This window comes from Pseudomonas sp. FP818 (assembly GCF_030687335.1).
Classification (GTDB): Bacteria; Pseudomonadota; Gammaproteobacteria; order Pseudomonadales; family Pseudomonadaceae; genus Aquipseudomonas; species Aquipseudomonas shahriarae.
The window spans coordinates 19,127-43,700 of sequence record NZ_CP117427.1 but is presented as its reverse complement, the minus strand read 5'-3'; the positions used below and the strand labels follow the sequence as shown (position 1 = coordinate 43,700).

Below are 24,574 nucleotides of genomic sequence, written 5' to 3'. Positions count from 1 at the left end.
ACCATTCCTACGGTTGAGTGCCCACTATGCGTCAGCTCCCTGCTTCCCTTGGCGGCGATTTTTCTCAGCGCCTGTGCCTCCGCGCCAATCCCGCCCGCCGACCCGCAACAGGCCTGGGTCGATTTCGCCACCCCGACGCCGGGCGCCAAGCTGGTCATGGCGCAACGCCTGGACGGCAAGGCCCTGGACGATGGGCGCTACTTCCAGGTGCCAGCGGGCAGCCATGAGTTGATGGTGCGTTTTGATTTTGAAGTGTATGCCGGGGCGGGCCTGGGTGGCGGGCTGAACCAGCCCCAGGAGCGCACCTGTTTTATCACCCTGCAATACGACCAGTTCCAGGCCGGCCAACGCTACCGCCTGGAAGGGCGTTCGCTGGGCTTTACCCCGAACATCCGGCTGTATGACGCCCAGCGTCAGTTGCTGGCCGAGGAACGCAGCGTCAATTGCATTCCCTGATCAGTCATCGTTGCGCTGGTAGATGATGCGCTTGGTGCCGTTTTCGCAGGAGCCGACGATCATGGCTTCGTCATGATTCTTGGCTTCTTCGGCGGTGATGATTTCCAGGGTGTAGGACGGGATTGCCTTGGCCTGTAGGCCGACTTCAATCTCTTTCCTGAGCTCTTCACAGTCTTTCGGCGCGGCCATTGCCGATGTGGCCAAAACACCGCAGATAATCGCCAAGGCAAAACGTTTCATGTGTGAAGCTCCCTAAATGCGCTGCGCACGGGTGTGCGCCAAAGGCTGCATGGGTATGAGACCACATTTGCGAAACGCGAGTTCTGATTTAACGCAGAACAAAATGTGGGGGGGCGAGCAAGCCCGCTCCCACATTGGACCTGCGCAGGGTCAGCTGACGAGGGTGCCATCCAGGGTGATGGTGGCATTCAGCACCTTGGACACTGGGCATCCTTCCTTGGCCTTCTTGCTCAGTTCATCGAACTGCGCCTGGCTCGCGCCGGGAATCTTGGCCTTGAGGATCAGGTGAACCGCCGTGATCGCAAAACCACCGTCCACCTGGTCCAGGGTCACTTCGGCCTGGGTGTCGATACTGTCGGCCTTGAGCCCGGCATCACCGAGAATCATGGAAAAGGCCATGGAGAAACAACCGGCATGGGCCGCGCCGATCAGTTCTTCAGGGTTAGTGCCCTTGCCGCCTTCGAAACGTGCCTTGAAGCCGTAGGGGGCTTCGCGCAGTACGCCGGTTTCGGTCGAGATAGAGCCCAGACCGGTTTTCAGGTCGCCTTCCCAGTGTGCGGAGGCTTTTTTCACGATACTCATAGCGATCTCCCAAGCAGTGGTTGTGCATCAGTAAGGTTCTGAGGATAGAACCTCTGGCAAAGTTCACCCCGTCGGAAAAACCAAGTGGATTAGTAGGAAATTTCATGCCCACTATTGAATCTCGGGTATATGCCCACATTGCATAGAACATGCACATGAAGCGGCAGGTTTTGGTTCGTCACAAGCCTGCGCCCCTATGGAGAAGCAGGTTTATGAAACCACTGTCCGATGTAAAGTTCTCAACCCTCGACCTGGTGCCGGTGCGCGCCAATGGCAGCCCGGCGCAGTCGCTGCGCAATTCCCTGGACCTGGCCCAGCACGTGGAAAAGCTCGGCTACACCCGTTTCTGGGTAGCCGAGCACCACAATATGGATGGCATCGCCAGCTCCGCGACCTCGGTGCTGCTGGGCTACCTGGCCGGCGGCACCTCGACCATCCGGGTCGGCGCAGGCGGCGTGATGCTGCCCAACCATGCGCCACTGGTAATCGCTGAACAGTTCGGCACCCTGGAGAGCCTCTACCCCGGCCGGATCGACCTGGGCCTGGGCCGCGCACCCGGCTCCGACCAGATGACCGCCCGCGCCTTGCGCCGCGAGCGCTCCGGCAGCGCCGATGACTTCCCGGAAGATGTGGCCGAGTTGATGGCCTACCTGGGCCCGCGTACCCCCGACCAACGGGTGATCGCCATGCCGGGCACCGGCACCAACGTCCCGATCTGGCTGCTCGGCTCCAGCCTGTTCAGCGCCCAACTGGCCGGCGAGCGCGGTTTACCCTACGCCTTCGCCTCCCATTTCGCACCGCGCATGATGCATGAGGCGATTCGCGTCTATCGCAATCACTTCAAGCCTTCGGCGGTGCTCGACAAGCCTTATGTGATGCTCGGGGTGCCGCTGGTGGCCGCCGATACCGATGAACAGGCCGATTACCTGGCCACGTCGGTCTACCAACGGATCCTCGCGCTGATGCGTGGGCAAAGCCTGGTCCAGCGCCCGCCAGTCGACAGCATGGACGGCCTGTGGCTGCCCCATGAGAAAGACGCGGTAGGTAGTTTTCTAGGCCTGGCAATGGTGGGGAGCCCGGCGAAGATTCGCGCCAAGCTGGAGGTGTTGATCGAGCAGACCGGTGCCGATGAGCTGATCTTTACCTGCGACCTGTACGAGCATGCTGATCGGATTCATTCCTACGAGCTGCTGGCACAAGTGATGAAGGGCTAAAACCCCTGTGGGCGTTGTCGAGCCTTGGCGAGGCTCGACAACGCCCACAGTTGGTTGCTACCACGGGATCACCCGCGGTTGTAGACGATTTCCTTGGTACCACCTTCGCAACTGCCGACCACTTCGCCGTTGGTTGCGCTGCCTTTATCGACAATTTCCAGGGTGTACCCGGAAGCGCCATTGGCCTGGATCTTGGCGTCGATTTCGCTTTTCAGCTCGCCACAAGGTTTGCCAGCCGCCAGGGCTGTACCTGCCAGGCTCAACAAACCTACCGCTAACAGAAACTTTTTCATCCGTTACTTTCCTTGCGCTGATCAAAAAATGTACGCCGACACGCAGGGTATCGGCGCCCAAAGGGTGTAGCGCAGGTTATGGCAATCGGCCAGCGTGCAAGTTCAACCGTGCCGATCAACTATTGGCAATACGGAAGCCCACCTTGAGGGTCACCTGGAAGTGCGCGGCCTTGCCGTCCTTGATGTGGCCACGGGTTTCGGTGACCTCAAACCACTCCAGGTGCTTGATGCTCTTGTTGGCCTCGGCCAGGGCATTGTTGATGGCGTCCTCGATGCTGGTTGGGGACGAGCCCACCAGTTCGACTTTTTTGTAGGTGTGATGATCAGTCATGAGTGCTCTCCTGGGTCGATGAATACAGCCTAGCAGTGATTCTTCGTACTGCTTCTGGCGACTCTTCTCACCTGAAAGTTCAGATTTACTGCACTTTCTGAAACCCCCGCAGTCGGAATCAACACACGTTACTCATTCACTCCAGGAGAGCCCACATGGCCAACACCTCTTTACGCAAAGCGTCATTGGAAAGCATGGAAGCCGAGATTTCGAGCCTGCTCAAATCCCTTGAGAGCCTCAAGGACGATGCATCCGACGAGTCGCGCAAAACCCTCAAGGCCCTGAAAAGCAATGCCGAGAATGCCCTCAAGCACTCCCGCCATCTGATCAGCGATGCCTACGAAGAAAGCAAAGTGAAAATCCGCGAAACCGGGGTTGCCACCCGTGACTATGCCCAGGAGCACCCTTGGACCACCGCCGGCGTTGCCGTTGGCGCACTGGGCCTGCTGGCGGCTTACCTGCTGTGCAAACGCGGTGACTAAACCGGTTGGCGCGCAAGCTCAGCCTTGAGCCATTGCGCCAACTGCCGGGCGCGCCCATCCGCGGCGCGCTTGGGTAGCCACAACGCCAGTTGCGCCGGGGTTTGACTAAAACCCCACGGCGCAACCAGGCGACCGGCACGCACGTCCTCCGCCACCAGCGGTTGCGGTGCGATCGCCACCCCCAGGCCCGCTACGGCCGCCTCCAGCAAATAATACAAATGCTCAAAACCCTGGCCGTACTTAAGCGCGCTGGCGTCGATGCCATGGTGCTGCGCCCAATTGGGCCAGGCTTGTGGGCGCGAGGTGGTGTGCAACAGGGCTTCGCCCAGCAAAGCCTGGGCGGGCGCCTGGCGCAGGGCCTGGTAATGGGCAAAGTGCGGGCTCATCACCGGGCCGATCCGCTCGCTGGCCAACTCGTACACCTGCATATCGGCCGGCCACGGCGGCTCGGCAAACACCAGCAAGGCATCCAAGCCCGGCCGCCTGGGGTCAAGATCGCCTTCGCCCGCTGATAGATGCAGGCGCAAATCCGGCAAATCCGCATTCAAGCGCCCCAGCCGTGGAATAAACCAGCGCGCCAGCAAACTGCCGGAACAGCCGAGGACAAACGGCGCATCAGCGCTGCTCTGGGTCAGTTCCCCGCACACATCCCGCAGGCGCTCGAACGCCTCGAAGCTGGCATCGCGCAGCCGCACCCCGGAATCTGTGAGTTTAATGCCACGCCCATCCTTGACGAAAAGACTCACCCCAAGGTGTTCTTCCAACACTTTCAGTTGTCGGCTGACGGCACCGTGGGTCACATGCAATTGCTCGGCAGCCTGGCTGACGCTGTTGAGGCGGGCAGTGGCTTCGAACGCACGCAGGGCGTTAAGGGGTGGAAGGTCTCGGCTCATCTGTGAGTTTTCCTGACAGGTTGCGGCGATCTTATCGGTTTTCACGGTACAGCGTCAGGGGTAGAGTGGCCGTCATTGCCTCTCCCACCTCTTCACCCTGGAGCGCACCATGACTCAGTCCCAGACCGATTTACGCAACGGCCCTGATGCCAACGGCCTGTTTGGCGCGTTCGGCGGCCGCTACGTGGCGGAAACCCTGATGCCGTTGATCCTCGACCTGGCCCGCGAATACGAAGCGGCCAAAGTCGATCCGGCCTTCAACGAAGAACTGGCCTACTTCCAGCGCGACTACGTCGGACGCCCAAGCCCGCTGTATTTCGCCGAGCGCCTGACCGAGTTCTGCGGCGGCGCCAAGATCTACCTCAAGCGTGAAGAGCTGAACCACACCGGCGCGCACAAGATCAATAACTGCATCGGCCAGATCCTGCTGGCGCGGCGCATGGGCAAAAAACGCATCATCGCCGAGACCGGCGCCGGCATGCACGGCGTGGCCACCGCCACCGTCGCCGCGCGGTTTGGCCTGCAATGCGTGATCTACATGGGCACCACCGATATCGAGCGCCAGCAGGCCAACGTGTTTCGCATGAAGCTGCTGGGTGCCGAAGTGATCCCAGTGGTCGCCGGCACCGGCACCCTCAAGGACGCGATGAACGAAGCCCTGCGCGACTGGGTAACCAACGTCGACAGCACCTTCTACCTGATCGGCACCGTGGCCGGCCCGCACCCGTACCCTGCGATGGTGCGCGACTTCCAGGCGGTGATCGGCAAGGAAACCCGCACCCAGTTGCAAGCCCAGGAAGGCCGCCTGCCGGACAGCCTGGTGGCGTGCATCGGCGGTGGCTCGAATGCCATGGGCCTGTTCCACCCGTTCCTCGATGACACCAGCGTGGAGATCATTGGTGTTGAAGCCGCCGGCTACGGCATTGAAACCGGCAAGCACGCGGCCAGCCTCAATGGCGGCGTACCGGGTGTGCTGCACGGCAACCGTACCTTCCTGTTGCAGGACGACGACGGCCAGATCATCGACGCCCACTCGATCTCTGCGGGCCTCGATTACCCCGGCATCGGCCCTGAGCACGCATGGTTGCACGACATTGGCCGCGTCCAGTACACCTCGGTAACCGACGACGAAGCCCTCGACGCCTTCCACAAATGCTGCCGCCTGGAAGGGATTATTCCGGCACTGGAAAGCGCCCACGCCCTGGCCGAAGTGTTCAAGCGCGCCCCGACCCTGCCCAAGGATCACCTGATGGTGGTCAACCTGTCAGGCCGTGGCGACAAGGACATGCAGACCGTTATGCACCATATGGAAACCGCCAAGCAGGAGAAACACTGATGAGCCGCCTGCAAACCCGCTTTGCGCAACTCAAGGAACAAAACCGCGCCGCCCTGGTGACCTTCGTTACCGCTGGCGACCCGGGGTATGACACCTCCCTGGCGATCCTCAAGGGCTTGCCGGCAGCCGGCGCCGATGTGATCGAACTGGGCATGCCTTTCACCGACCCCATGGCCGATGGCCCGGCGATCCAGCTGGCCAATATCCGTGCGTTGGGCGCCAAGCAGAACCTGGCGAAAACCCTGCAGATGGTGCGCGAGTTCCGCAAGGGCAACACTGATACACCGCTGGTGCTGATGGGCTACTTCAACCCGATCCACATGTACGGCGTGCCACGGTTTATCAGTGACGCAAAAGAGGCCGGCGTCGATGGCCTGATCGTGGTCGATATGCCACCGGAACATAACAGCGAACTGTGCGACCCGGCCCAGGCCGCGGGCATCGACTTTATCCGCCTGACCACGCCAACCACTGACGATGTGCGCCTGCCCACCGTGCTCAACGGCAGCTCCGGGTTTGTGTACTACGTGTCGGTGGCCGGTGTGACCGGTGCCGGTGCCGCCACCCTGGAGCACGTGGAAGAAGCCGTCGGCCGCCTGCGCCGGCATACCGACCTGCCGATCAGCATCGGCTTCGGCATCCGCACCCCGGAACAAGCCGCCGCCATCGCCCGCCTGGCGGACGGTGTGGTGGTGGGGTCGGCGCTGATCGACCACATCGCCAACGCCAGCAACGACCAGCAAGCGATTGACGGGGTGTTGAGCCTGTGTGCAGCGCTGTCGGAAGGTGTGCGTAACGCTCGCAAGTAAGATTCTTGCTCTGGGCAATCGGGCTGTTGTGGCGAGGGAGCTTGCTCCCGTTGGACTGCGTAGCAGTCCCATTTTAGGGCCGCTTCGCGCCCCAACGGGAGCAAGCTCCCTCGCCACAGGCCCCTAGCGGATAGGTATCTATTCCTTGAGCTCGATCCGCTCGACCTTGCCCACCAGCAATATGTAGGACAGCGCCCCCAGCAGCGCCAGCACCGCAATGTAGGTAATCGCCGGCGCAAACGAATCGCCCGTGGCCAGAAAGCCAATGACGATCGGCGTGGTAATCGCCGCCAGGTTGCCGATGAAATTGAACACTCCCCCAGTCAGCCCCAACAGCCGCGCCGGCGCCAGGGTCGAGACCAGCGACCAGGTGATCGACGCCAGGCCGTTGCCGAAAAACGCCACCGCCAGGAACGCAATCACCAGTGGCGTCGAATCGACGAAGTTGGCGCCAATGATTGCCGTGGAAATCAGCAGGCCGCTGATGATCGGCAACTTGCGCGCAAACCCCACCGAGGTGCCACGGCGGATCAGCCAGTCGGAAAACAGCCCGGAACACAACACCCCGACAAAGGCCGCGAGGAAGGGTAGCGAGGCGAGCAGGCCGGACTTGATGAAGTCCATGCCGCGATATTTCACCAGGTAGGTCGGGAACCATGTCAGGAAAAACCACAGGGTCGAGTTCAGGCAGAACTGGCCCAGGTAGATGCCCCACAGCTTGCGCTTGCTCAGCACGATCCCCAGGTCGACCCAACTGAAGGGCGCCTTGCGCTTGGCAGTTTGTGCGTCCAGGTCCACCAGGCCGCCGCCTGCGCGGATCAGCTCGATTTCTGCGCTATTGACCCCCTTGAAGTCCCGCGGCTCGCGGTACACCGCGTACCACACCAGCGCCCAGAGGATGCCCACCGCGCCGGTGCTGATAAACACCATGTGCCAGCCATAGTGGTGCTGCAACCAGGCCAGCACCGGGGTGAGGAACGCCAGCCCGACGAACTGCCCGGACGTGTAGAAACCAATGGCCGTGGCACGCTCACGCTCGGGAAACCAACTGGTGACGACCCGGCTGTTGATCGGATAAGCCGGCGCTTCCAGGGCACCCACCGCCATGCGCAACACGAACAACGCGATAAAGCTCGCAGCAAAGCCCAGCATCACCGTGGCAATCGACCATAACAGCAGGGCGGCGGTGTACAGAATGCGCGGCGGCACCCGGTCCACCAGCCAGCCGCCGGGGATTTGCATGGCGGCATAGGTCCAGCCGAACGCCGAAAAAATCAGCCCGACATGCACCGGGTCGATGCCCAGCTCACTGGTCAGGGCTGGCGCGGCAATCGACAGGTTGCTGCGGTCCAGGTAGTTGATCACCACCGTGATAAACAGCAGGACCATGATGAAGTAACGCTTGCGGCTGGGCGTGACTAAAGACGCCTGCCCGGTGAGGGTTTCAGGGTGCATGGGGGAGCCTCTTATTATGTTTATTGAGGTCGATTAACGGCTACCGGGTTGAAAGTGGGAGCTGGCTTGCCTGCGATGGCGGCGGAACATTCAAGATTGCTATCGCAGGCAAGCCAGCTCCCACACTGACCACGTGCCATCAGGTGAAAATCACCACTCGGCAAAACTGCCATCGGCATGCCGCCAGATCGGGTTGCGCCAGCGGTGACCAATGGCCGCGCGCTCGATCACGTATTCCTCGTTGATCTCAATCCCCAGGCCCGGCCCGTTGGGGATCTTCACGAAGCCTTGGTCGTAATCGAAAACTCCCGGATCGCGCACGTAGTCGAGCAGGTCATTGCTCTCGTTGTAGTGAATGCCCAGGCTTTGCTCCTGGATAAACGCGTTGTAACAAACCGCGTCCAGTTGCAGGCACGCCGCCAGGGCAATCGGCCCCAGCGGGCAGTGCAGGGCCAGGGCCACGTCGTAGGCTTCGGCCATGTTGGCGATCTTGCGGGTTTCGGTGATGCCGCCGGCATGGGACGCATCCGGCTGGATGATGTCGACGTAGCCTTCGCTGAGCACGCGCTTGAAATCCCAGCGTGAGAACAGCCGCTCACCCAAGGCAATCGGGGTGCTGGTCAGGGGCGCCAGCTCCTTGAGCGCTTCGTAGTTTTCGCTGAGCACCGGTTCTTCGATAAACATCAACTTGTACGGGTCCAGCTCTTTCATCAGCACCTTGGCCATGGGCTTGTGCACGCGGCCATGGAAGTCCACGCCGATGCCGACATTCGGGCCGACCGCATCGCGCACGGCGGCGACGTTGGCCAGGGCCTGGTCGACCTTGTCGAAGGTGTCGAGAAACTGCAGCTCCTCGGTGCCATTCATCTTCACCGCCGTAAACCCACGGGCCACGGCTTCCTTGGCCGCACGGGCGGTGTCAGCCGGACGGTCGCCGCCGATCCACGAATAGACACGGATCTTGTCCCGCACCTGGCCGCCCAGCAGGTCGCTGACCGACACCCCGAGGGCCTTGCCCTTGATGTCCCACAAGGCCTGGTCGATGCCGGCCAGGGCGCTCATATGAATCGCACCGCCCCGGTAGAAGCCGCCGCGATACAGCACGGTCCAGATATCTTCGATATTGCGTGGGTCTTTGCCGATCAAATAGTCGGACAGCTCCTCGACCGCGGCCGCCACGGTGTGGGCGCGGCCTTCAACCACGGGCTCGCCCCAACCGGTCACGCCCTGGTCGGTTTCCACTTTGAGGAAGCACCAGCGCGGCGGCACGATAAAGGTGGTCAGTTTGGTGATTTTCATCTGCTTATCTCTCTTGTCGGATGCAGCGCCTGGGCGCCAGGCACACTCAGTTCAAGGCGTTCCAGGCAGCGACATACGCCTGGGCACGACTCGCCACCTGCTCGACACTCATGCCGGGCTTGAACAGCCCGGAGCCCAGGCCAAAGCCCTTGACCCCGGCGTCGACGAACACTTGCATGTTGTCCGGGGTAATCCCGCCCACCGGCAGCAGGACCGTGCCGGCCGGCAGCACCGCCAGCCAGGCCTTGACCACCGCCGGGCCCATTTGCTCGGCCGGGAACAGCTTCAGCACATCGGCACCTTCGGCCAGGGCGGCGAAAGCTTCGGTGGGCGTCGCGACCCCGGGCGACAGGTACAGGCCAGCGGCTTTTGCGGCGCGCAGCACCTTGGCATCACTGTGGGGCATGACGATCACCTGGCCACCCGCCGCCTTCACCCGCTCCACCTGCTCGGGCGTCAGCACGGTGCCGGCACCGATCAGGCAATCGGCGGGCAACGTCTCACGCAGGGTGCGGATGCTGGTGTAGGGATCGGGCGAGTTGAGTGGCACTTCGATCACCCGGAACCCGGCCTGGTACAGCACCTGGCCGACAGCTGCGGCCTCATCCGGGCGCAGGCCCCGCAGGATCGCGATCAAACCGTTTTGAGTGAGTGCTTGCTTGAGCATGTCAGGCCTCGATTGCAGGTTGAATGAGCCCCGGCGGCCAGTGCCAGTTGCCACAGGCCGCGCTGAGTTGCTTCTTGCGCGAGGCTGACGTGGCTGAAACCACACAGGGCGAGGGCGCGCTGGTAACGGGCGCAGAGGGCGTTGGCGCCGACCAGGATGATCGGCGGGGTGCGTGCACGGTCGGGCAAGCCGGCCAGTTCATGGCCGATCAGCAGGCCGGACAGGTAGTCGGGTTGCTGCTCAGGGGTCAGTTCAGCGGTCAACCCGAGGGTGCGCGCGCTGAACAGGGTCGACAGCACCCCACGCTGGCCATCCGCTGAAAGCGCCACGTGCACGCCTCGATCAAACGCTTGGGCCTGGAACTGCCCGGCGCTCTTTTGCGTACGCCCCAGAATGCTGTGCGTGCTCAGCACCGCGAACAGTTCACCGGTCATGAAGGTGTCAAAGTGGGTGATGCGGCCTTCGACCACCTCGACCCATTTGGAATGGCTGCCGGGCAGGCCGATCAATAACTCAGCGCAGGCTGGCAGGCTTTGCAGCACGCCGAGCACCTGGGTTTCTTCGCCGCGCATCACGTTGGGCAAGCCAACCTGCTCGATCACGCCGGGCACGATATGCACATCGACACCGCGCAGGCTGCGTACCTTGTGCAGGGCCTGGCCGAGGCTGGCGACGTCGACCGGCGTCTTGCGATAGGCCGCTTCGCCCCAGCCCTGGGCGCTGCCGACCATGCCGCAGGCAATCACCGGCAGATCGGGCTGGGCAGCCAGCCAGTCGCCACAGGCGTCATCAAACGCCAGTTCAAACCCATCGCAGCAGTGAACGCCGGCAATCAACCGTGGTTCGCTGGGCAAATGCATGATCCCCGACGCCAGCGAGCGCTGTTCGAGGACCTGGCCACCGGGGCCGAGCTTATAAGCACGAAGGGAACTGGTACCCCAATCGAGCGCGATCAATTGCGCCGGCATCGTTTCACCTGGAATGTGACAGATGGCCGACTATAAACCTAAGGCTTGAAATATCTCAATATATAAATATCAATCCCATATAGTGGAACAAGATAAAGAAAATCCCCACGCCCCCGTACTTTTCATCGCACAGGAACGCGAGGATTCAGCTGACAGTAACTGGTTAAAAAATCGACAGATCCAACGGGCGCATGGCCCCCATCCAGATCGCGTAGTCGGTGTGGTCCTTCAGGTCATCGCCGGTATCCGGGTGCAGAAACACCACCAACCCATTGCGATTGAGCGCCAGCCACGGTAGCGCCACGCCGATGTACTGCGGGTCGAACGCCAGCTGGCAGCTCCAATCCGGGTGCGGGCCCACCGGGCGCTCATGCATGCGCCCCATGCGCAGCGGGAAGATGGCCGCCGCGTCTTCACACAGCGTGCGCGCCTGGTCGATCGTACTGGCGTCGAAGTAGATATGGGCGTGGTAGCCCTTGATACGTTGCATGAGAGGCTCCGGACTCGTTGATCGGCCGATCCTAGACCGCAATCGACGGCAGGGCCAGCCCGGCCAGGGGCTGCGCGCTGCTGGCCTGCTCCGCCGCCAGCCACTCGACAAACCGTTCGATCAACTGCCCGCGGCGCTTGCGCTGGGGCAACACCACGTAATATCCAAAGCGCGAGATCACCGTGTCGCCAATCGGCCGGCACAGCCACTTCTGCTCCAGCAGGTTATCCACCAGATGGCGCCAGCCGATGGCCACGCCCTGGCCGGCAATCGCCGCCTGGATCAGCAGGGTGTAATTGTCGAAACGCAGCGGCCCTGGGGTTGGTGCGGCGGTGATCCCCAGCTCGCGAAACACCCCGTTCCAGTCGAACCACTGGCTGTTGTTTTCCTGGCGCAGGTGCAACAGCGGCAGTTCCTGCAGGCTTTGTAACGACAGTGGTGCAGTGCGGCCCCTGAGCAGTTGCGGGCTGCACACCGGGAACACTTCCTCGTTGAACAACCACTGGCTGTGGCCCTGGCGAAAACGCCCATCGCCAAACAACACCGCCACATCGATATCACTGCGCAAGGTCGCGTGGTTGCGCTCGCTGGTGACCAGGCTCACATCCACCTGTGGGTTGGCTTCGTGAAAGCGATGCAGACGTGGCATCAGCCAATAGGCAGCGAAGGCGAAGTCAGTCGCCACTTGCAACACTTCGTGCTGGTCCTGCTCTGTGATCGCGCCCAGGCCCGTATCAATGCTCTGCAACCCGGCCTGAACATGTTCGAACAGCAGCATGCCCGCGTCCGTCAGTTCGATGCCACGGTAGATGCGATCAAACAGGCGCACCGCCAGTTGTTCTTCCAGGCGCTTGATCTGCTGGCTGACAGCCGGCTGGGTGGTGCCCAGCTCCATGGCCGCCGCGGTGAAGCTGCGATGACGGGCGGCGGCTTCAAAGGCCCGCAACAGATCCAGCGACAGGTTACCCAGGGCTTTATACATAAGCGGTACTTATCCTAGACATTGCTTTTCATGGGCTTTACCACGGTTTCCATGGCCTGCATGCTCAATCGCATAAACACTGACTATGGAATGCCGAGAGACCATGAAGCGCAAGAACATTCTTTTCATCATGGCCGATCAAATGGCCGCGCCGTTGCTTCCGTTCTACGGTCCTTCGCCGATCAAACTGCCCAACCTGAGCCGCCTCGCCGCCCAGGGCGTGGTGTTCGACGCTGCATACTGCAACAGCCCGCTGTGCGCGCCGTCGCGCTTTACCCTGGTCAGCGGCCAGTTGCCGAGCAAGATCGGCGCCTACGACAACGCGGCGGATTTCCCCGCCGACGTCCCGACTTACGCCCACTACCTGCGCCGCCTCGGCTATCGCACGGCGCTGTCGGGCAAGATGCATTTCTGCGGGCCCGACCAGCTGCACGGCTATGAAGAGCGCCTCACCAGCGATATCTACCCCGCCGACTACGGCTGGGCGGTGAACTGGGATGAGCCCGACGTGCGCCCCACCTGGTATCACAATATGTCGTCGGTGCTGCAAGCCGGCCCGTGTGTGCGTACCAACCAGCTGGATTTCGACGAAGAGGTGGTGTTCAAGGCCCAACAGTACCTGTTCGACCATATTCGCGAGGACGGCGACCAGCCGTTCTGCCTCACGGTGTCCATGACCCACCCCCACGACCCGTACACCATTCCCAAACCGTTCTGGGATCTGTACGACGACAGTGACATCCCAATGCCTACAACCCCGGCCCAGACCGAGCTGGACCCCCATTCCCAGCGCCTGCTCAAGGTCTACGACCTGTGGGACAAGCCGCTGCCTGTGGATAAGATCCGCGATGCGCGGCGCGCCTACTTCGGTGCCTGCAGCTACATCGACAGCAATGTCGGCAAACTCCTGCAAACCCTGCAGGACACTGGCCTGGCCGAGGACACCATCATTGTGTTCTCCGGCGACCACGGCGACATGCTCGGCGAGCGTGGGCTCTGGTACAAAATGCACTGGTTTGAAATGGCCGCGCGGGTGCCGCTGCTGGTCTGTGCGCCTGGGCAATTCCAGGCCGGGCGGGTGAGTGCGGCGGTGTCCACTGCCGACCTGTTGCCGACCCTGGTGGATCTGGCCGGCGGTGAACTCGACGCCAGCCTGCCCCTGGATGGCCGCTCGCTGGTCCCGCACTTGCAAGGGCAGGGCGGGCATGACGAGGTGTTCGGCGAATACATGGCCGAAGGCACCATCGGCCCGCTGATGATGATTCGCCGGGGCGCCTACAAATTCATCTACAGCGAGGACGATCCTTGCCTGCTGTTCGATGTACACAACGACCCCCGTGAGCAGGAAGAACTCAGCCAGTCGCCGGCCCACCGTGCGCTGTTCGACGCCTTCCTGGTCGAGGCGCGAGCCAAATGGGACATGCCCGCGATCCACCAGCAAGTGCTCGCCAGCCAGCGCCGCCGGCGCCTGGTATACGAGGCGCTGACGCTGGGCAAACTCAAGAGCTGGGATCACCAGCCGCTGGTAGACGCCAGCCAGCAGTACATGCGCAACCATATCGACCTCGACGATCTGGAGCGCAAGGCACGTTATCCACAACCCTGCCAAAACCAATAAATCCAGTGAGGGGAAGGCCATGCAAAAGTTATCCACAGCCGTGAGTGCCGTACTGTTATTGAGTGCTAGCCAGGTGTACGCCGACGCCCGTTGCGAGACGGTAAAAATGGCCGACCCCGGCTGGAGCGACATTGCCGCCACCAACGCCATCACTGGTTTTTTACTGAGCGGCATGGGTTACAAGGCCAAGGTCGATACCCTGGCGGTGCCGATCACCTTTGGCGGGCTCAAGGACGGCCAGGTGGATGTGTTTATGGGGAACTGGATGCCGGCGCAGCAGGGCTTCTACGACAAGTTCGTGGCCAATGGCGACGTGGTGCAACTGGCGAAAAACCTCGAGGGCACCGAGTTCACCCTCGCGGTGCCGGACTATGTGTGGGAGGCCGGCGTGCGTGACTTTGCCGACCTGAATAAATTCGCCGACAAGTTCGACAAGAAGATCTACGGCATCGGCTCCGGCGCGCCGGCCAACCTGTCGCTACACGAGATCATCAAGAAAAACGACTTCGACCTCGGCCAATGGAAGCTGATCGAATCCAGTGAGCAGGCGATGCTCGCCGAGGTGTCCAGGGCGGTGAAGCGCGAGCGTTTCGTCACCTTCCTCGGCTGGACGCCCCACCCGATGAACGTGCAGTTGAAGATGCGCTACCTCAAGGGCGGCGAAAAATACTTCGGCGACACCGGCAGCGTGTACACCCTGACTCGCAAGGGTTATGCACAAGCCTGCCCGAATGTGGCGAAACTGCTGGCCAACCTGACGTTTACCCAGGACATGGAAAACAGCATCATGGCCGAGGTGGCGAACAACAAGGTCAGTAATGCCGACGCGGCGAAGGCATGGATCAAGGCCAATCCGGCGGTGCTGGAGCAGTGGCTGGAGGGGGTCAAAACCCTGGATGGCCAGGAGGCATTGGCGGCGGTCAAGGCCAGGCTTTAACAGGGCCCGCACAAGACAGCGCCCACAGGGCAGTGTTTGTGCTGATACCCTGACTCAAACTTTTTTGACCTGAGCTGCCCAATGCCCCGGCCCCATACACTCTTCCCCTTCCTGCGCTGGCTGCCGCGCCAGACCCGCGCCAGCATTGGCCGGGATGCGCTGGTCGGCCTCAGCGGCGCGGTGCTGGCCTTGCCGCAATCCATCGCCTACGCCCTGATCGCCGGCCTGCCCCCCGAATACGGCTTGTATGCGGCAATCATCCCGGTGCTGATCGCCTGCCTGTGGGGTTCGTCCTGGCATTTGATCTGCGGTCCGACGGCGGCGATTTCCATCGTGCTCTACGCCAGCATCAGCCCGCTGGCGGTGCCGGGCTCGCAGGACTACATCACCCTGATTCTGTTACTGACCTTGCTTGCCGGTGTATTCCAATGGCTATTGGGCATATTGCGCTTTGGTGCGCTGGTCAATTTCGTCTCCCATTCCGTCGTCCTCGGCTTCACCCTCGGCGCGGCAGTGGTCATTGCCCTGGGCCAGTTGCCGAACCTGCTGGGGCTCGACCTGCCCAGCCAGGCCACGGCCATCAACAGCCTGCTGGCGCTGATCGACCACGGCGGCGAGTGGGATCGCCCGTCACTGGCCCTTGGCCTGGGCACCTTGCTGGTGGGCGTGCTGCTTAAATACTGCGTACCGCGCTGGCCGAGCTTGTTGATTGCCCTGGTCCTGGGCAGCCTGGCGACGTGGGTGTGGCCGGCGATGTTCGGGCATGTGGCGCGGGTCAGCTCATTTGTTGGCCAACTGCCGCCGTTCAGCCCGTTGCCGCTGGACCTGGACATGATCCTGCGCCTGCTACCCAGTGCCGTGGCGGTGGGCATGCTGGGGTTGGTGACCAGCCTGTCGATTGCCCGCTCGCTGTCGGCGCGCTCGCAACAACTGCTCGACGCCAATCAGGAAGTACGTGCCCAGGGGTTATCCAATATCGTCGGCGGATTTTTCTCCGGCTACCTGTCGGCCGGTTCCTTCACCCGCTCGGGCCTGAGTTACGAGGCGGGCGGCCTGTTCGCCGCTGGCGGGGGTGTTTTCGGCGTTATGGGTGGCACTGTTTGCGCTGTTTGGCGCGGCGTTGATTGCGCATATCCCCATCCCGAGCATGGCCGCCAGCATTCTGCTGATCTGCTGGGGCCTGGTGGACCATCGTGGCATCCGCGCACTGTGGCGGGTCAGCCGTGCCGAGTGTGTGGTGATGGGCCTGACCTGCCTGGCTACCTTGCTGCTGGAGCTGCAAACGGCAATCTATGCCGGGGTGCTGGCATCGTTGTTCTTCTACCTCAAACGCACCTCGCAGCCACGGGTCCAGCAATGGCGCGATGGGGAGGACGATGTGCTGCGGGTCGGTGGCTCGATCTTCTTTGGCGCCAGCCATTACCTGCAAGTGCGCTTGCAGCGCCTGCAAGGCCTGCGGGTGGTGATCGAGGCGCAGCAGATTAATTTTATCGACTATTCCGGGGTGGAGATGCTGCACCAGGAGGCGCGGCGATTGCGGGGCCTGGGGCGCAGCCTGACGTTGCGCCGGGCGCGGCCGCAAGTGGTGGAGGAGTTGAGGAAGCTGGAAGGGGCCGACAAGTGCCCGATCCTTTTCGAAGACTGAACACGGTCAAAAACTGTAGGAGCTGGCTGGTCAGCTCCCACATTAGAATCAGTTAGCCGCCAGTTGTTTGCGCAGTTCAGCCAGCACCGGCGCCGAATCCGGCCGCACCCCGCGCCACAGGTAGAAGGCTTCCGCCGCCTGCTCCACCAGCATGCCCAAGCCATCCAGTGCCACCGCCGCACCGTGTTCAGTGGCCCAGCGGCAGAATGCGGTCGGCTCCTTGGCGTACATCATGTCGTAGCAAAAGGTCTTGCCCGGTTCGACCAGGCTGCCGGCAATCGGCGGTACATCGCCTGACAGGCTGGCCGAAGTGGCGTTGATGATCAGGTCCACCGGTTCACTCAGCCAATCGAAACCGCTGGCAGACACCGGCCCCAGGTCATCGAACAGTTCGGCCAGCCGCTCGGCTTTTTCCACGGTGCGGTTGGCGATAACCAGCGAGGCCGGCTGTTGCGCCAGCAGTGGTTCCAGGGCGCCGCGTACCGCGCCGCCCGCACCGAGCAGCAGGATGCGCTTGCCCGCCAGGCTCAGGCCGGCGTTGACGGTCAAGTCGCGCACCAGGCCGGCGCCATCGGTGTTGTCGCCCAACAGACTGCCATCGGCCAGCTTGCTCAGGGTGTTCACCGCGCCTGCGCGCTGCGCACGCTCGGTCAGGGCGTTGGCCAGGCGGTAGGCCTCTTCCTTGAATGGCACGGTGACGTTGGCACCGCGCCCTTGCAGGAAAAATTCACGGGCACAGCCGGTGAAATCCTCGAGCGGCGCCAGCAGCGTGTTGTAGTCCAGCGCCTGGCCGGTCTGCTCGGCAAACAGGCGATGAATCAGCGGCGACTTGCTGTGGCCGATGGGGTTGCCGAACACCACATAACGATCCATCAGCTGGCCGCCTTGGGCGCAGCAAGGCCGAGCCAGTCACGGTCTTGCAGGAAGTAGTCGGTCAGGCGTGCTTCTTCGCTGCCGGCAATAGCCTTCCAGTCATAGCTCCAGCGCACTTGCGGTGGCAGCGACATCAGGATCGACTCGGTACGCCCGCCCGATTGCAGGCCGAACAGCGTGCCACGGTCGTAGACCAGGTTGAATTCCACGTAGCGCCCACGGCGGAATTCCTGGAACTGGCGCTGCTGCTCGGTGTAGGCCATCGCCTGGCGACGCTGGACGATCGGCAGGTAAGCGTCGATGTAGGCGTCGCCAATGGCGCGGATAAAGGCGAAGCAGGTGTCGAAGTCCCACTCGTTCAAGTCATCGAAGAACAGGCCGCCAATGCCCCGGGGCTCGTTGCGGTGCTTGATGTGGAAGTAGCTGTCGCACCAGGCCTTGTAGCGCGGGTACACGTCCGCGCCAAACGGCGCACAGGCCTGCTCGGCCACGCGGTGCCAGTGGATGCAGTCTTCTTCGTTGGCGTAGTAGGGCGTCAGGTCGAAGCCGCCACCGAACCACCACACCGGCTCTTCGCCTTCTTTCTCGGCGATGAAAAATCGCACGTTAGCGTGGGACGTCGGCACATGGGGGTTATGCGGGTGGATCACCAGGGATACGCCGAGGGCCTCAAAACCACGACCGGCGAGCTCCGGGCGGTGGGCACTGGCGGACGGTGGCAGGCCGCTGCCGAACACGTGGGAAAAGTTGACGCCGCCTTTTTCGATCACGCTCCCGTTCTCGATCACCCGCGTGCGGCCACCGCCGCCGGCTGGGCGGGTCCAGGCGTCTTCGATAAAGCGCGTATCGGCCTCGAAGGTTTCCAGGGCGCTGCAAATGCGGTCTTGCAGGTCGAGCAGGTAGGCTTTTACAGCCTCGGTGCGGGTAGTCATGGCATCACCTTGAATCGGGCAAAGCTACGCGAGGCCATTGGGCGTCGGCGGCAAAGGGCGCACAGGATACCACCGCGCCGGGCGCTGCCACAGTTGACGAAGATCAAGCATAAGAGTCCGATAGGAGCCTTTGCCGAAACAGACTTGAGGAGAGAGCAGATGGCCAAACGTATCCAGTTCAGCGCCCATGGCGGCCCCGAAGTACTTGAGTATGTGGACTACACGCCAGCGGAACCAGGCCCACAGCAGGTCCGGGTGCGGAACAAGGCCATTGGCCTGAACTTCATCGACACCTATTACCGCAGCGGCTTGTACGCACCGCCGGCCCTGCCCTCGGGCCTGGGCGCAGAAGGCGCTGGCGTGGTGGATGCGGTGGGCAGCGAAGTCAGCCAGTTCAAGGTCGGCGACCGCGTGGCCTACGGCAGCGGCCCGCTGGGTGCATACAGCGAGCTGCATGTGTTGCCGGCGGCCAACCTGGTGCACCTGCCGGACGCCATCAGCTTCGAGCAAGCCGCTGGCGCCATGCTCAAGGGCCTGACCGTGCAGTACCTGCTGCGCCAGACCTATGAGTTGAAAGGCGGCGAAACCATCCTGTTCCACGCCGCTGCCGGTGGCGTCGGCTCCCTGGCTTGCCAATGGGCCAAGGCCCTGGGCGTGAAGCTGATCGGGACGGTCAGTTCTCCGGAAAAAGCCGCCCTGGCCAAATCCCTCGGCGCCTGGGAAACCATCGACTACAGCCAGGAAAATGTCCCACAGCGGGTGCTGGAACTGACCGACGGCAAGAAGTGCCCGGTGGTGTACGACGGCGTCGGCAAGGACACCTGGCTCGCCTCGCTGGACAGCGTCGCGCCCCGTGGCCTGCTGGTGAGTTTCGGCAATGCGTCGGGCGCGGTGGAGGGGGTGAACCTGGGTATTCTGGCCGCCAAAGGCTCGCTGTATGTCACCCGGCCAACACTGGCGACCTACGCCAATACGCCACAGAACCTGCAGGCCATGGCTGACGATCTGTTTGGCATGATCGAAAGCGGCAAGGTGCGCATTGATATCAACCAGCGGTATTCCCTGGCGGACGCGGCGAAGGCGCAGGTGGAGTTGTCGGGGCGGCGGACGACGGGGTCGACCATTCTGTTGCCATAGGATCTCGGTGGTTTGGCAGACCGCTATCGCGGGCAAGCCCGCTCCCACATTCGAGCGCATTCCCATGCTGGAAATCGGTCGAATGTGGGAGCGAGCTTGCTCGCGATAGCCACGCCTGGGTCTCAGGACGGGCGCCGAACCTCGCCCGTCGCCAGATCCCGAATCAAACTAGGGTTCTTGCGCCCACCCAGGCGCCCACCCAGCACCAGGTCTACCTGCCCCCGGAAATACTGCTCTACCCGGATCCGCGTGCGCGCCGCCGGCCGGCCCTGGGGGTTGGCCGAGGTGGAGATCAGTGGCCCCACCAGCGAACACAAATCCCGCACCAGCGGGTGATCAGTGACCCGCAACGCTACCGTGTCGTGCTTACCGGTAATCCATTCAGGCAGCAGGTCCTGGTGGGGGACCAGCCAGGTGTTGGGCCCCGGCCAGGTACTGGCCATGCGGTCGATCCAGGTGTCCGGGAAGTCTTCGAATAGAAAATCGAATTGCCGGATATTGTCGGCGACCAGGATCAAGCCCTTATCCACCGAGCGGCCCTTGATCGCCAGCAGGCGATCTACCGCTTCTTCGTTCCACGGGTCGCAGCCCAGGCCCCACACAGCCTCGGTCGGATAGGCAATCACCGCGCCAGCGCGAACTTCTCGTGCGGCTTGTTGCACACGCCACCTGTTGACCATTACTCACTCTCCGGACTAAAGCTCTGCGCAGTTTACCGATCTTCGTAACAAAACCTAACTGCGCGCGAGCCAGCGGCCGCTTTCACAGATCACCCGGCCCTCCAGCTCCAGTTCGGTAAGGCTCACCAACACCTGGGACAGGCTTTGCCCGCTGGCAATGGCCAAACTTTCACTGGTCTGGGGCGCCGCGTGCAGCAGCGCCACCAGCGGGTGGGTCACCGCCACCGGCGCGGGCCGCGACAACGCCTGCCAGCCGCGCAACCCTTCAAGAATGTGTTCGATGGTTTCCACCAACACCGCACCGTCACGGATCAACTGATGGCAGCCCCGGGCCCCCGGATGATGAATCGAGCCCGGTATCGCATACACCTCGCGCCCCTGCTCGGCGGCCAGCCGCGCGGTAATCAGCGAGCCGCTGGCCACGCTGGCTTCCACCACCAGCACGCCCAGGGACAGACCACTGATAATGCGGTTGCGTCGTGGGAAGTTTCCAGCCTGGGGGCCGGCGTCCAGCGGAAACTCGGAAACCACCGCGCTGCCCTGGGCAATCATCGCCTCGGCGAGCCGGCGGTGGCGCTGTGGATAAAAATTTTCCAGGCCGGTGCCCAGCACCCCGATAGTCTGCCCCCCGACATCTAATGCCGCCTGGTGGGCCGCCCCATCAATTCCCAGGGCCAACCCACTGGTGATGACAAAACCGGCGCTCGCCAGGTTGCGGGAAAAGGCTGCCGCCGTGTCCATTCCGGGGCGCGAAGCGCGTCGGCTGCCGACCATGGCCAACTGCGGTTTTTCCAGGATCGCGGGCGTGCCGGCCACGAACAACAACGGCGGCGCATCGTCCAGTTCGGCCAGCAAGGCTGGGTAGTCGGGCTGGTCCCACATCAACAAATGCTGGGCCGGGCGCTCTAGCCAGGCCAATGCGGCGCTGGCGCCATCGCGCACTTGCGCACTGCGCCGGGCTTCGGCGCAGGCCGCCGGCACTCCCAGGGAGCGCCAGGCACTGGCTGGCGCGCCGATAGCTTTTGAGGCGCAGCCAAAGGCCTCGATCAATGTTTTAAAACGCCTTGGCCCCAACTCCGGCATACGGTGCAAACGTAGGCGGGCTTCGAGCTCGGCAGGGGAAATATCCGGGGTATGAATGACTGACATATGATCATCCTTGATCAGGAACAAGCTGTGGATAACTCTGTTGGTAACTTCTTTAGCAGGCTAATTATTGCAACTGGTTATTGCCGCCCAACCGGGCCGCCTGTTTTGAAGACGAGTAGCGATTTCCTCATGGGGGCAATCTCCTTTATTATGTGGGTTCGCGTGAAATGCCTGGCCTTCGCGGCCTGCGAGCGTTTCACACCGGCCGTGCGGGTGTCCCGACGCCGATTTGCCTTTACCTCACATGTGCAGCAATTACGCTTATGGCTATTTTGAACATCCTCGAATTCCCGGACTCGCGCCTGCGCACTATCGCCAAACCGGTGGCCGTAGTGGACGACAAGGTTCGTCAGTTGGTCGATGACATGTTTGAAACAATGTATGAAGCACCGGGCATCGGCCTCGCCGCGACCCAGGTCAACGTGCACCTGCGCGTGGTGGTCATGGACCTGTCCGAAGACCGCAGCGAACCGAGGGTGTACATCAACCCGGAGTTCGAGCCGCTGACCGACGAGATGGGCGAATATCAGGAAGGCTGCCTGTCGGTGCCGGAGTTCTACGAGAACGTCGAGCGCCCGCTGCGCGTCAAGATCAAGGCCCTGGACCGCGACGGCAAACCCTTCGAGCTGATTGCCGAAGGCCTGTTGGCGGTGTGCATCCAGCATGAGTGCGACCACCTCAACGGCAAGCTGTTTGTCGATTACCTGTCCACGCTCAAACGCGACCGGATCAAGAAGAAACTGGAAAAGAAGCATCGCCAGCAAGCTTGATTCCCTTCTTTCAAAGGCTTGCTCCGGCAAGCCTTTTTCTTTTGTGAGACGTTTCCCATGACCGAGCCACTGCGCATCGTTTTTGCCGGCACCCCTGAATTTGCCGCCGAACACCTCAAGGCCCTGCTTGCCAGCCCTTATGAAATCGTCGCGGTGTACACCCAGCCGGATCGCCCGGCCGGCCGTGGGCAAAAACTGATGCCCAGCCCGGTCAAGCAGCTTGCCCTGGAACACGGCATTGTCGTGCTGCAACCGCCAACCCTGCGCAATGCCGAGGCCCAGGCTGAACTGGCCGCGCTGCAGCCGGACCTGCTGGTGGTGGTGGCCTACGGCCTGATCCTCCCCCAAGCGGTGCTGGATATCCCGCGCCTGGGCTGCATCAACAGCCATGCCTCGCTGCTGCCGCGCTGGCGCGGTGCGGCGCCGATCCAGCGCGCGGTGCAAGCCGGTGACGCCGAAAGCGGCGTGACCGTGATGCGCATGGAAGCCGGCCTGGACACCGGGCCGATGCTGCTCAAGGTCACCACGCCCATCACCGCACAGGACACCGGCGGCAGCCTGCACGACCGCCTGGCGGAGATGGGCCCGCCTGCGGTGGTAGAGGCGATTGCCGGTCTCGCTGCTGGCACCTTGCAGGGTGAAGCGCAGGACGACAGCCTCGCCACCTACGCCCACAAGCTGAACAAGGACGAAGCACGCATCGACTGGAGCCGCCCGGCCGTGGAGCTGGAGCGCCTGGTACGCGCCTTCAACCCGTGGCCGATCTGCCACAGCACCCTCAATGGCGAAGCCTTGAAAGTTCTCGCCGCCACCCTGGCCGAAGGCAGCGGCGCGCCCGGTGAAATCATCGGCGCCAGCAAGGAAGGCCTGCTGGTGGCCTGCGGCGAACAGGCACTGTGTCTGACCCGTCTGCAATTGCCCGGTGGCAAGGCGCTGAACTTCAGTGATTTGTTCAACAGCCGTCGTGAGAAATTTGCCCCCGGCATCATCCTCGGAGTGGACGCTTGATGAACCCGCGTTTGGCCGCCGCCAAGGCCCTGGCCGGCGTGCTCAATGGCAAGGCCTCCCTGAACAGCTCGTTGCCGGTGCAACTGGATAAAGTCGAAGACCGTGATCGCGGCTTCACCCAGGACCTGGCCTTTGGCACCGCCCGCTGGCAGCCGCGTCTGTCGGCGCTGGCGGCCAAGCTGCTGCAAAAGCCGTTCAAGGCCGCCGATGCCGACGTCGAGGCGTTGCTGCTGGTGGGGCTGTACCAATTGCTCTATAGCCGGGTGCCGGCCCACGCCGCCATCGGCGAAACCGTAGGCTGCGCCGACAAGCTGAAAAAGCCCTGGGCCAAGGCCTTGCTCAATGCCGTGCTGCGCCGCGCCCAGCGCGAAAGCGAGGGGTTGCTGGCCGAGCTCGAACACGACCCGGTAGTGCGCACTGCGCACCCGCGCTGGCTGCAAAAATCCCTCAAGGCGTTCTGGCCAGAGCAGTGGGAAGCCATCTGCGCTGCCAACAATGCCCACCCGCCAATGATTCTGCGGGTCAATCGTAGCCATCACAGCCGCGATGCCTATCTCCAATTACTGGCAGAGGCCGGCATCAATGCCAGCGCCTGTGTGTACAGCCAGGACGGCATCGTGCTGGAGACCGCAGGCGATGTGCGCAGCCTGCCAGGCTTTGCCGAAGGCTGGATCAGCGTGCAGGACGAAGCCGCGCAACTGGCCGCCGACCTGCTTGACCTGGCGCCGGGCCAACGGGTGCTGGACGCCTGCTGCGCGCCGGGCGGCAAGACCTGTCACATCATGGAAGTCGAGCCCGGCCTGGCCGGCGTCGTCGCCGTCGACTTGGAAGCCAAGCGCCTGGTACGCGTGCGTGAAAACCTTGCGCGCCTGGGCCTGGACGCCGAGCTGATTGCCGCCGATGGGCGCGACACCGCCACCTGGTGGGATGGCAAGCCGTTCCAACGCATCCTCCTGGATGCGCCATGTTCCGCCACCGGTGTGATCCGCCGCCATCCGGATATCAAGCTGACCCGCCAACCCGACGACATCGCCGCCCTGGCTGTGCTGCAAGGCGAGTTGCTGGACGCGTTGTGGCCGACGCTGGAGGTCGGTGGCATCCTGCTCTACGCCACCTGCTCGACGTTGCCGACCGAAAACACCGAAGTGATCGAAGCCTTCCTCGCCCGCACCAGCGGCGCGCGGGAGTTGGACATTGCCACCACCGCCGGCATCAAGCAGCCCCACGGCCGCCAGTTGCTCGCGCAGGAAGGCGGGCACGATGGCTTCTATTACGCCAAGCTGATCAAGATTGCCGCTGCACGCGGCTGAATGATTTTTAAGGGAGTG

The 24,574-nt window shown here is 62.7% G+C and carries 26 protein-coding genes and 2 pseudogenes; 13 read left to right on the top strand and 15 right to left on the bottom strand.

The genetic code is table 11. The annotated features are described in order from the left end of the window. Positions 1-39: 39 nt before the first annotated feature. Positions 40-456 (top strand): hypothetical protein, encoded by a 417-nt coding sequence (locus tag PSH80_RS00215; protein WP_305420673.1) that lies wholly within the window; start codon positions 40-42, stop codon positions 454-456. Here PSH80_RS00215 and PSH80_RS00210 read toward each other — a convergent pair whose 3' ends face one another. Beyond that, the gene (locus PSH80_RS00210) at positions 457-696 is read right to left on the bottom strand and encodes a DUF1161 domain-containing protein (protein ID WP_057439267.1); all 240 of its coding nucleotides are present in this window, start codon (positions 694-696) and stop codon (positions 457-459) included. 150 nt (positions 697-846) lie between these two features. After that, positions 847-1,278 carry an OsmC family protein gene (locus PSH80_RS00205; RefSeq protein WP_010168580.1) on the bottom strand — a complete coding sequence of 144 codons (432 nt, stop codon included), beginning with the start codon at positions 1,276-1,278 and terminating at the stop codon, positions 847-849. Between the two features lie 212 nt (positions 1,279-1,490). On the opposite strand from PSH80_RS00205, the gene PSH80_RS00200 reads away from it, so the two are divergent. Beyond that, entirely contained in the window at positions 1,491-2,492 is a 1,002-nt protein-coding gene (locus tag PSH80_RS00200) for an LLM class flavin-dependent oxidoreductase (protein WP_057439268.1), read from the top strand. 68 nt (positions 2,493-2,560) lie between these two features. Here PSH80_RS00200 and PSH80_RS00195 read toward each other — a convergent pair whose 3' ends face one another. After that, a complete protein-coding gene (locus tag PSH80_RS00195; RefSeq protein ID WP_057439269.1) occupies positions 2,561-2,785 on the bottom strand; it encodes a DUF1161 domain-containing protein in 225 nt (74 codons plus the stop codon). 115 nt (positions 2,786-2,900) lie between these two features. Then, positions 2,901-3,116: a dodecin gene (locus PSH80_RS00190; protein WP_057439270.1), complete on the bottom strand. Its 216-nt coding sequence runs from the start codon at positions 3,114-3,116 to the stop codon at positions 2,901-2,903. 155 nt (positions 3,117-3,271) lie between these two features. Between PSH80_RS00190 and PSH80_RS00185 the strand changes: the two genes are divergently transcribed. Continuing rightward, a complete protein-coding gene (locus PSH80_RS00185) occupies positions 3,272-3,598 on the top strand; it encodes a YqjD family protein (RefSeq protein WP_003170746.1) in 327 nt (108 codons plus the stop codon). On the opposite strand, the gene PSH80_RS00180 is transcribed toward PSH80_RS00185, so the two are convergent. Next, a complete protein-coding gene (locus PSH80_RS00180; protein WP_120731125.1) occupies positions 3,595-4,491 on the bottom strand; it encodes a LysR family transcriptional regulator in 897 nt (298 codons plus the stop codon). The two genes, PSH80_RS00185 and PSH80_RS00180, sit on opposite strands and share 4 nt — an antisense overlap. 109 nt (positions 4,492-4,600) lie before the next feature. Between PSH80_RS00180 and trpB the strand changes: the two genes are divergently transcribed. Further along, positions 4,601-5,827 carry a tryptophan synthase subunit beta gene (gene trpB, locus PSH80_RS00175; protein ID WP_057957888.1) on the top strand — a complete coding sequence of 409 codons (1,227 nt, stop codon included), beginning with the start codon at positions 4,601-4,603 and terminating at the stop codon, positions 5,825-5,827. Beyond that, the gene (gene trpA / locus PSH80_RS00170; protein WP_057439273.1) at positions 5,827-6,636 is read left to right on the top strand and encodes a tryptophan synthase subunit alpha; all 810 of its coding nucleotides are present in this window, start codon (positions 5,827-5,829) and stop codon (positions 6,634-6,636) included. Before trpB ends, trpA begins: the two co-directional genes overlap by 1 nt. Before the next feature lie 138 nt (positions 6,637-6,774). Here the strand turns inward: trpA and PSH80_RS00165 are convergent, their stop codons facing one another. The 6 genes and pseudogenes from PSH80_RS00165 to PSH80_RS00140 form a co-directional block, all read right to left on the bottom strand. Next, entirely contained in the window at positions 6,775-8,091 is a 1,317-nt protein-coding gene (locus tag PSH80_RS00165) for an MFS transporter (protein ID WP_057957887.1), read from the bottom strand. A 150-nt stretch (positions 8,092-8,241) separates the two neighbouring features. Further along, positions 8,242-9,390, bottom strand: a complete 1,149-nt coding sequence (gene dgoD / locus PSH80_RS00160) for a galactonate dehydratase (RefSeq protein ID WP_032857121.1) — start codon at positions 9,388-9,390, stop codon at positions 8,242-8,244. Between the two features lie 46 nt (positions 9,391-9,436). Continuing rightward, on the bottom strand, positions 9,437-10,057 hold the full coding sequence (locus tag PSH80_RS00155; RefSeq protein WP_057957886.1) for a 2-dehydro-3-deoxy-6-phosphogalactonate aldolase: 621 nt from the start codon (positions 10,055-10,057) through the stop codon (positions 9,437-9,439). Position 10,058: 1 nt separating this feature from the next. After that, a pseudogene (locus tag PSH80_RS00150) lies at positions 10,059-11,025 on the bottom strand (2-dehydro-3-deoxygalactonokinase). A gap of 163 nt (positions 11,026-11,188) precedes the next feature. Beyond that, a complete protein-coding gene (locus PSH80_RS00145; protein WP_057444830.1) occupies positions 11,189-11,515 on the bottom strand; it encodes a DOPA 4,5-dioxygenase family protein in 327 nt (108 codons plus the stop codon). Between the two features lie 31 nt (positions 11,516-11,546). After that, a complete protein-coding gene (locus PSH80_RS00140) occupies positions 11,547-12,497 on the bottom strand; it encodes a LysR family transcriptional regulator (protein WP_057439276.1) in 951 nt (316 codons plus the stop codon). A 103-nt stretch (positions 12,498-12,600) separates the two neighbouring features. Between PSH80_RS00140 and betC the strand changes: the two genes are divergently transcribed. From betC to PSH80_RS00125, 3 genes and pseudogenes are all read left to right on the top strand, one after another. Then, positions 12,601-14,115: a choline-sulfatase gene (gene betC, locus PSH80_RS00135; protein ID WP_057439277.1), complete on the top strand. Its 1,515-nt coding sequence runs from the start codon at positions 12,601-12,603 to the stop codon at positions 14,113-14,115. A gap of 19 nt (positions 14,116-14,134) precedes the next feature. Continuing rightward, entirely contained in the window at positions 14,135-15,052 is a 918-nt protein-coding gene (gene choX, locus PSH80_RS00130) for a choline ABC transporter substrate-binding protein (protein WP_198791852.1), read from the top strand. A gap of 81 nt (positions 15,053-15,133) precedes the next feature. Continuing rightward, a pseudogene (locus PSH80_RS00125) lies at positions 15,134-16,697 on the top strand (SulP family inorganic anion transporter). A 48-nt stretch (positions 16,698-16,745) separates the two neighbouring features. On the opposite strand, the gene aroE reads toward PSH80_RS00125, so the two are convergent. Next, the gene (gene aroE / locus PSH80_RS00120; protein WP_198817625.1) at positions 16,746-17,570 is read right to left on the bottom strand and encodes a shikimate dehydrogenase; all 825 of its coding nucleotides are present in this window, start codon (positions 17,568-17,570) and stop codon (positions 16,746-16,748) included. Continuing rightward, a complete protein-coding gene (hemF, locus tag PSH80_RS00115; protein WP_057957881.1) occupies positions 17,570-18,502 on the bottom strand; it encodes an oxygen-dependent coproporphyrinogen oxidase in 933 nt (310 codons plus the stop codon). The genes aroE and hemF overlap by 1 nt, the downstream gene beginning before the upstream one ends. 159 nt (positions 18,503-18,661) lie before the next feature. On the opposite strand from hemF, the gene PSH80_RS00110 reads away from it, so the two are divergent. Then, positions 18,662-19,639, top strand: a complete 978-nt coding sequence (locus tag PSH80_RS00110; RefSeq protein WP_057439281.1) for an NADPH:quinone reductase — start codon at positions 18,662-18,664, stop codon at positions 19,637-19,639. 122 nt (positions 19,640-19,761) lie between these two features. On the opposite strand, the gene PSH80_RS00105 is transcribed toward PSH80_RS00110, so the two are convergent. Both PSH80_RS00105 and dprA read right to left on the bottom strand, forming a co-directional pair. Then, positions 19,762-20,319, bottom strand: a complete 558-nt coding sequence (locus tag PSH80_RS00105; protein WP_057957880.1) for an L-threonylcarbamoyladenylate synthase — start codon at positions 20,317-20,319, stop codon at positions 19,762-19,764. Between the two features lie 54 nt (positions 20,320-20,373). After that, positions 20,374-21,468, bottom strand: a complete 1,095-nt coding sequence (gene dprA / locus PSH80_RS00100) for a DNA-processing protein DprA (protein ID WP_198799694.1) — start codon at positions 21,466-21,468, stop codon at positions 20,374-20,376. Here dprA and PSH80_RS00095 point away from each other — a divergent pair, their 5' ends adjacent. The 4 genes from PSH80_RS00095 to rsmB are packed head-to-tail and all read left to right on the top strand — an operon-like array spanning position 21,469 to position 24,556. Further along, positions 21,469-21,744: a hypothetical protein gene (locus PSH80_RS00095; protein WP_128593095.1), complete on the top strand. Its 276-nt coding sequence runs from the start codon at positions 21,469-21,471 to the stop codon at positions 21,742-21,744. It abuts the gene before it with no gap. After that, positions 21,732-22,238 (top strand): peptide deformylase, encoded by a 507-nt coding sequence (gene def / locus PSH80_RS00090; protein ID WP_005783383.1) that lies wholly within the window; start codon positions 21,732-21,734, stop codon positions 22,236-22,238. Before PSH80_RS00095 ends, def begins: the two co-directional genes overlap by 13 nt. Before the next feature lie 57 nt (positions 22,239-22,295). After that, positions 22,296-23,246 carry a methionyl-tRNA formyltransferase gene (fmt, locus tag PSH80_RS00085; RefSeq protein WP_115127075.1) on the top strand — a complete coding sequence of 317 codons (951 nt, stop codon included), beginning with the start codon at positions 22,296-22,298 and terminating at the stop codon, positions 23,244-23,246. Then, positions 23,246-24,556 carry a 16S rRNA (cytosine(967)-C(5))-methyltransferase RsmB gene (gene rsmB, locus PSH80_RS00080; protein ID WP_305418700.1) on the top strand — a complete coding sequence of 437 codons (1,311 nt, stop codon included), beginning with the start codon at positions 23,246-23,248 and terminating at the stop codon, positions 24,554-24,556. The genes fmt and rsmB overlap by 1 nt, the downstream gene beginning before the upstream one ends. The last annotated feature ends 18 nt before the right edge of the window (positions 24,557-24,574 follow it).

Excerpts from the sequence above, each read along its gene's own strand:
- PSH80_RS00210 (WP_057439267.1), bottom strand. The coding sequence starts at position 696 with ATGAAACGTTTTGCCTTGGCGATTATCTGCGGTGTTTTGGCCACATCG.
- PSH80_RS00205 (WP_010168580.1), bottom strand. The coding sequence starts at position 1,278 with ATGAGTATCGTGAAAAAAGCCTCCGCACACTGGGAAGGCGACCTGAAA.
- PSH80_RS00200 (WP_057439268.1), top strand. The coding sequence starts at position 1,491 with ATGAAACCACTGTCCGATGTAAAGTTCTCAACCCTCGACCTGGTGCCG.
- PSH80_RS00195 (WP_057439269.1), bottom strand. The coding sequence starts at position 2,785 with ATGAAAAAGTTTCTGTTAGCGGTAGGTTTGTTGAGCCTGGCAGGTACA.
- PSH80_RS00190 (WP_057439270.1), bottom strand. The coding sequence starts at position 3,116 with ATGACTGATCATCACACCTACAAAAAAGTCGAACTGGTGGGCTCGTCC.
- PSH80_RS00185 (WP_003170746.1), top strand. The coding sequence starts at position 3,272 with ATGGCCAACACCTCTTTACGCAAAGCGTCATTGGAAAGCATGGAAGCC.
- PSH80_RS00180 (WP_120731125.1), bottom strand. The coding sequence starts at position 4,491 with ATGAGCCGAGACCTTCCACCCCTTAACGCCCTGCGTGCGTTCGAAGCC.
- trpB (WP_057957888.1), top strand. The coding sequence starts at position 4,601 with ATGACTCAGTCCCAGACCGATTTACGCAACGGCCCTGATGCCAACGGC.
- trpA (WP_057439273.1), top strand. The coding sequence starts at position 5,827 with ATGAGCCGCCTGCAAACCCGCTTTGCGCAACTCAAGGAACAAAACCGC.
- PSH80_RS00165 (WP_057957887.1), bottom strand. The coding sequence starts at position 8,091 with ATGCACCCTGAAACCCTCACCGGGCAGGCGTCTTTAGTCACGCCCAGC.
- dgoD (WP_032857121.1), bottom strand. The coding sequence starts at position 9,390 with ATGAAAATCACCAAACTGACCACCTTTATCGTGCCGCCGCGCTGGTGC.
- PSH80_RS00155 (WP_057957886.1), bottom strand. The coding sequence starts at position 10,057 with ATGCTCAAGCAAGCACTCACTCAAAACGGTTTGATCGCGATCCTGCGG.
- PSH80_RS00145 (WP_057444830.1), bottom strand. The coding sequence starts at position 11,515 with ATGCAACGTATCAAGGGCTACCACGCCCATATCTACTTCGACGCCAGT.
- PSH80_RS00140 (WP_057439276.1), bottom strand. The coding sequence starts at position 12,497 with ATGTATAAAGCCCTGGGTAACCTGTCGCTGGATCTGTTGCGGGCCTTT.
- betC (WP_057439277.1), top strand. The coding sequence starts at position 12,601 with ATGAAGCGCAAGAACATTCTTTTCATCATGGCCGATCAAATGGCCGCG.
- choX (WP_198791852.1), top strand. The coding sequence starts at position 14,135 with ATGCAAAAGTTATCCACAGCCGTGAGTGCCGTACTGTTATTGAGTGCT.
- aroE (WP_198817625.1), bottom strand. The coding sequence starts at position 17,570 with ATGGATCGTTATGTGGTGTTCGGCAACCCCATCGGCCACAGCAAGTCG.
- hemF (WP_057957881.1), bottom strand. The coding sequence starts at position 18,502 with ATGACTACCCGCACCGAGGCTGTAAAAGCCTACCTGCTCGACCTGCAA.
- PSH80_RS00110 (WP_057439281.1), top strand. The coding sequence starts at position 18,662 with ATGGCCAAACGTATCCAGTTCAGCGCCCATGGCGGCCCCGAAGTACTT.
- PSH80_RS00105 (WP_057957880.1), bottom strand. The coding sequence starts at position 20,319 with ATGGTCAACAGGTGGCGTGTGCAACAAGCCGCACGAGAAGTTCGCGCT.
- dprA (WP_198799694.1), bottom strand. The coding sequence starts at position 21,468 with ATGTCAGTCATTCATACCCCGGATATTTCCCCTGCCGAGCTCGAAGCC.
- PSH80_RS00095 (WP_128593095.1), top strand. The coding sequence starts at position 21,469 with ATGATCATCCTTGATCAGGAACAAGCTGTGGATAACTCTGTTGGTAAC.
- def (WP_005783383.1), top strand. The coding sequence starts at position 21,732 with ATGGCTATTTTGAACATCCTCGAATTCCCGGACTCGCGCCTGCGCACT.
- fmt (WP_115127075.1), top strand. The coding sequence starts at position 22,296 with ATGACCGAGCCACTGCGCATCGTTTTTGCCGGCACCCCTGAATTTGCC.
- rsmB (WP_305418700.1), top strand. The coding sequence starts at position 23,246 with ATGAACCCGCGTTTGGCCGCCGCCAAGGCCCTGGCCGGCGTGCTCAAT.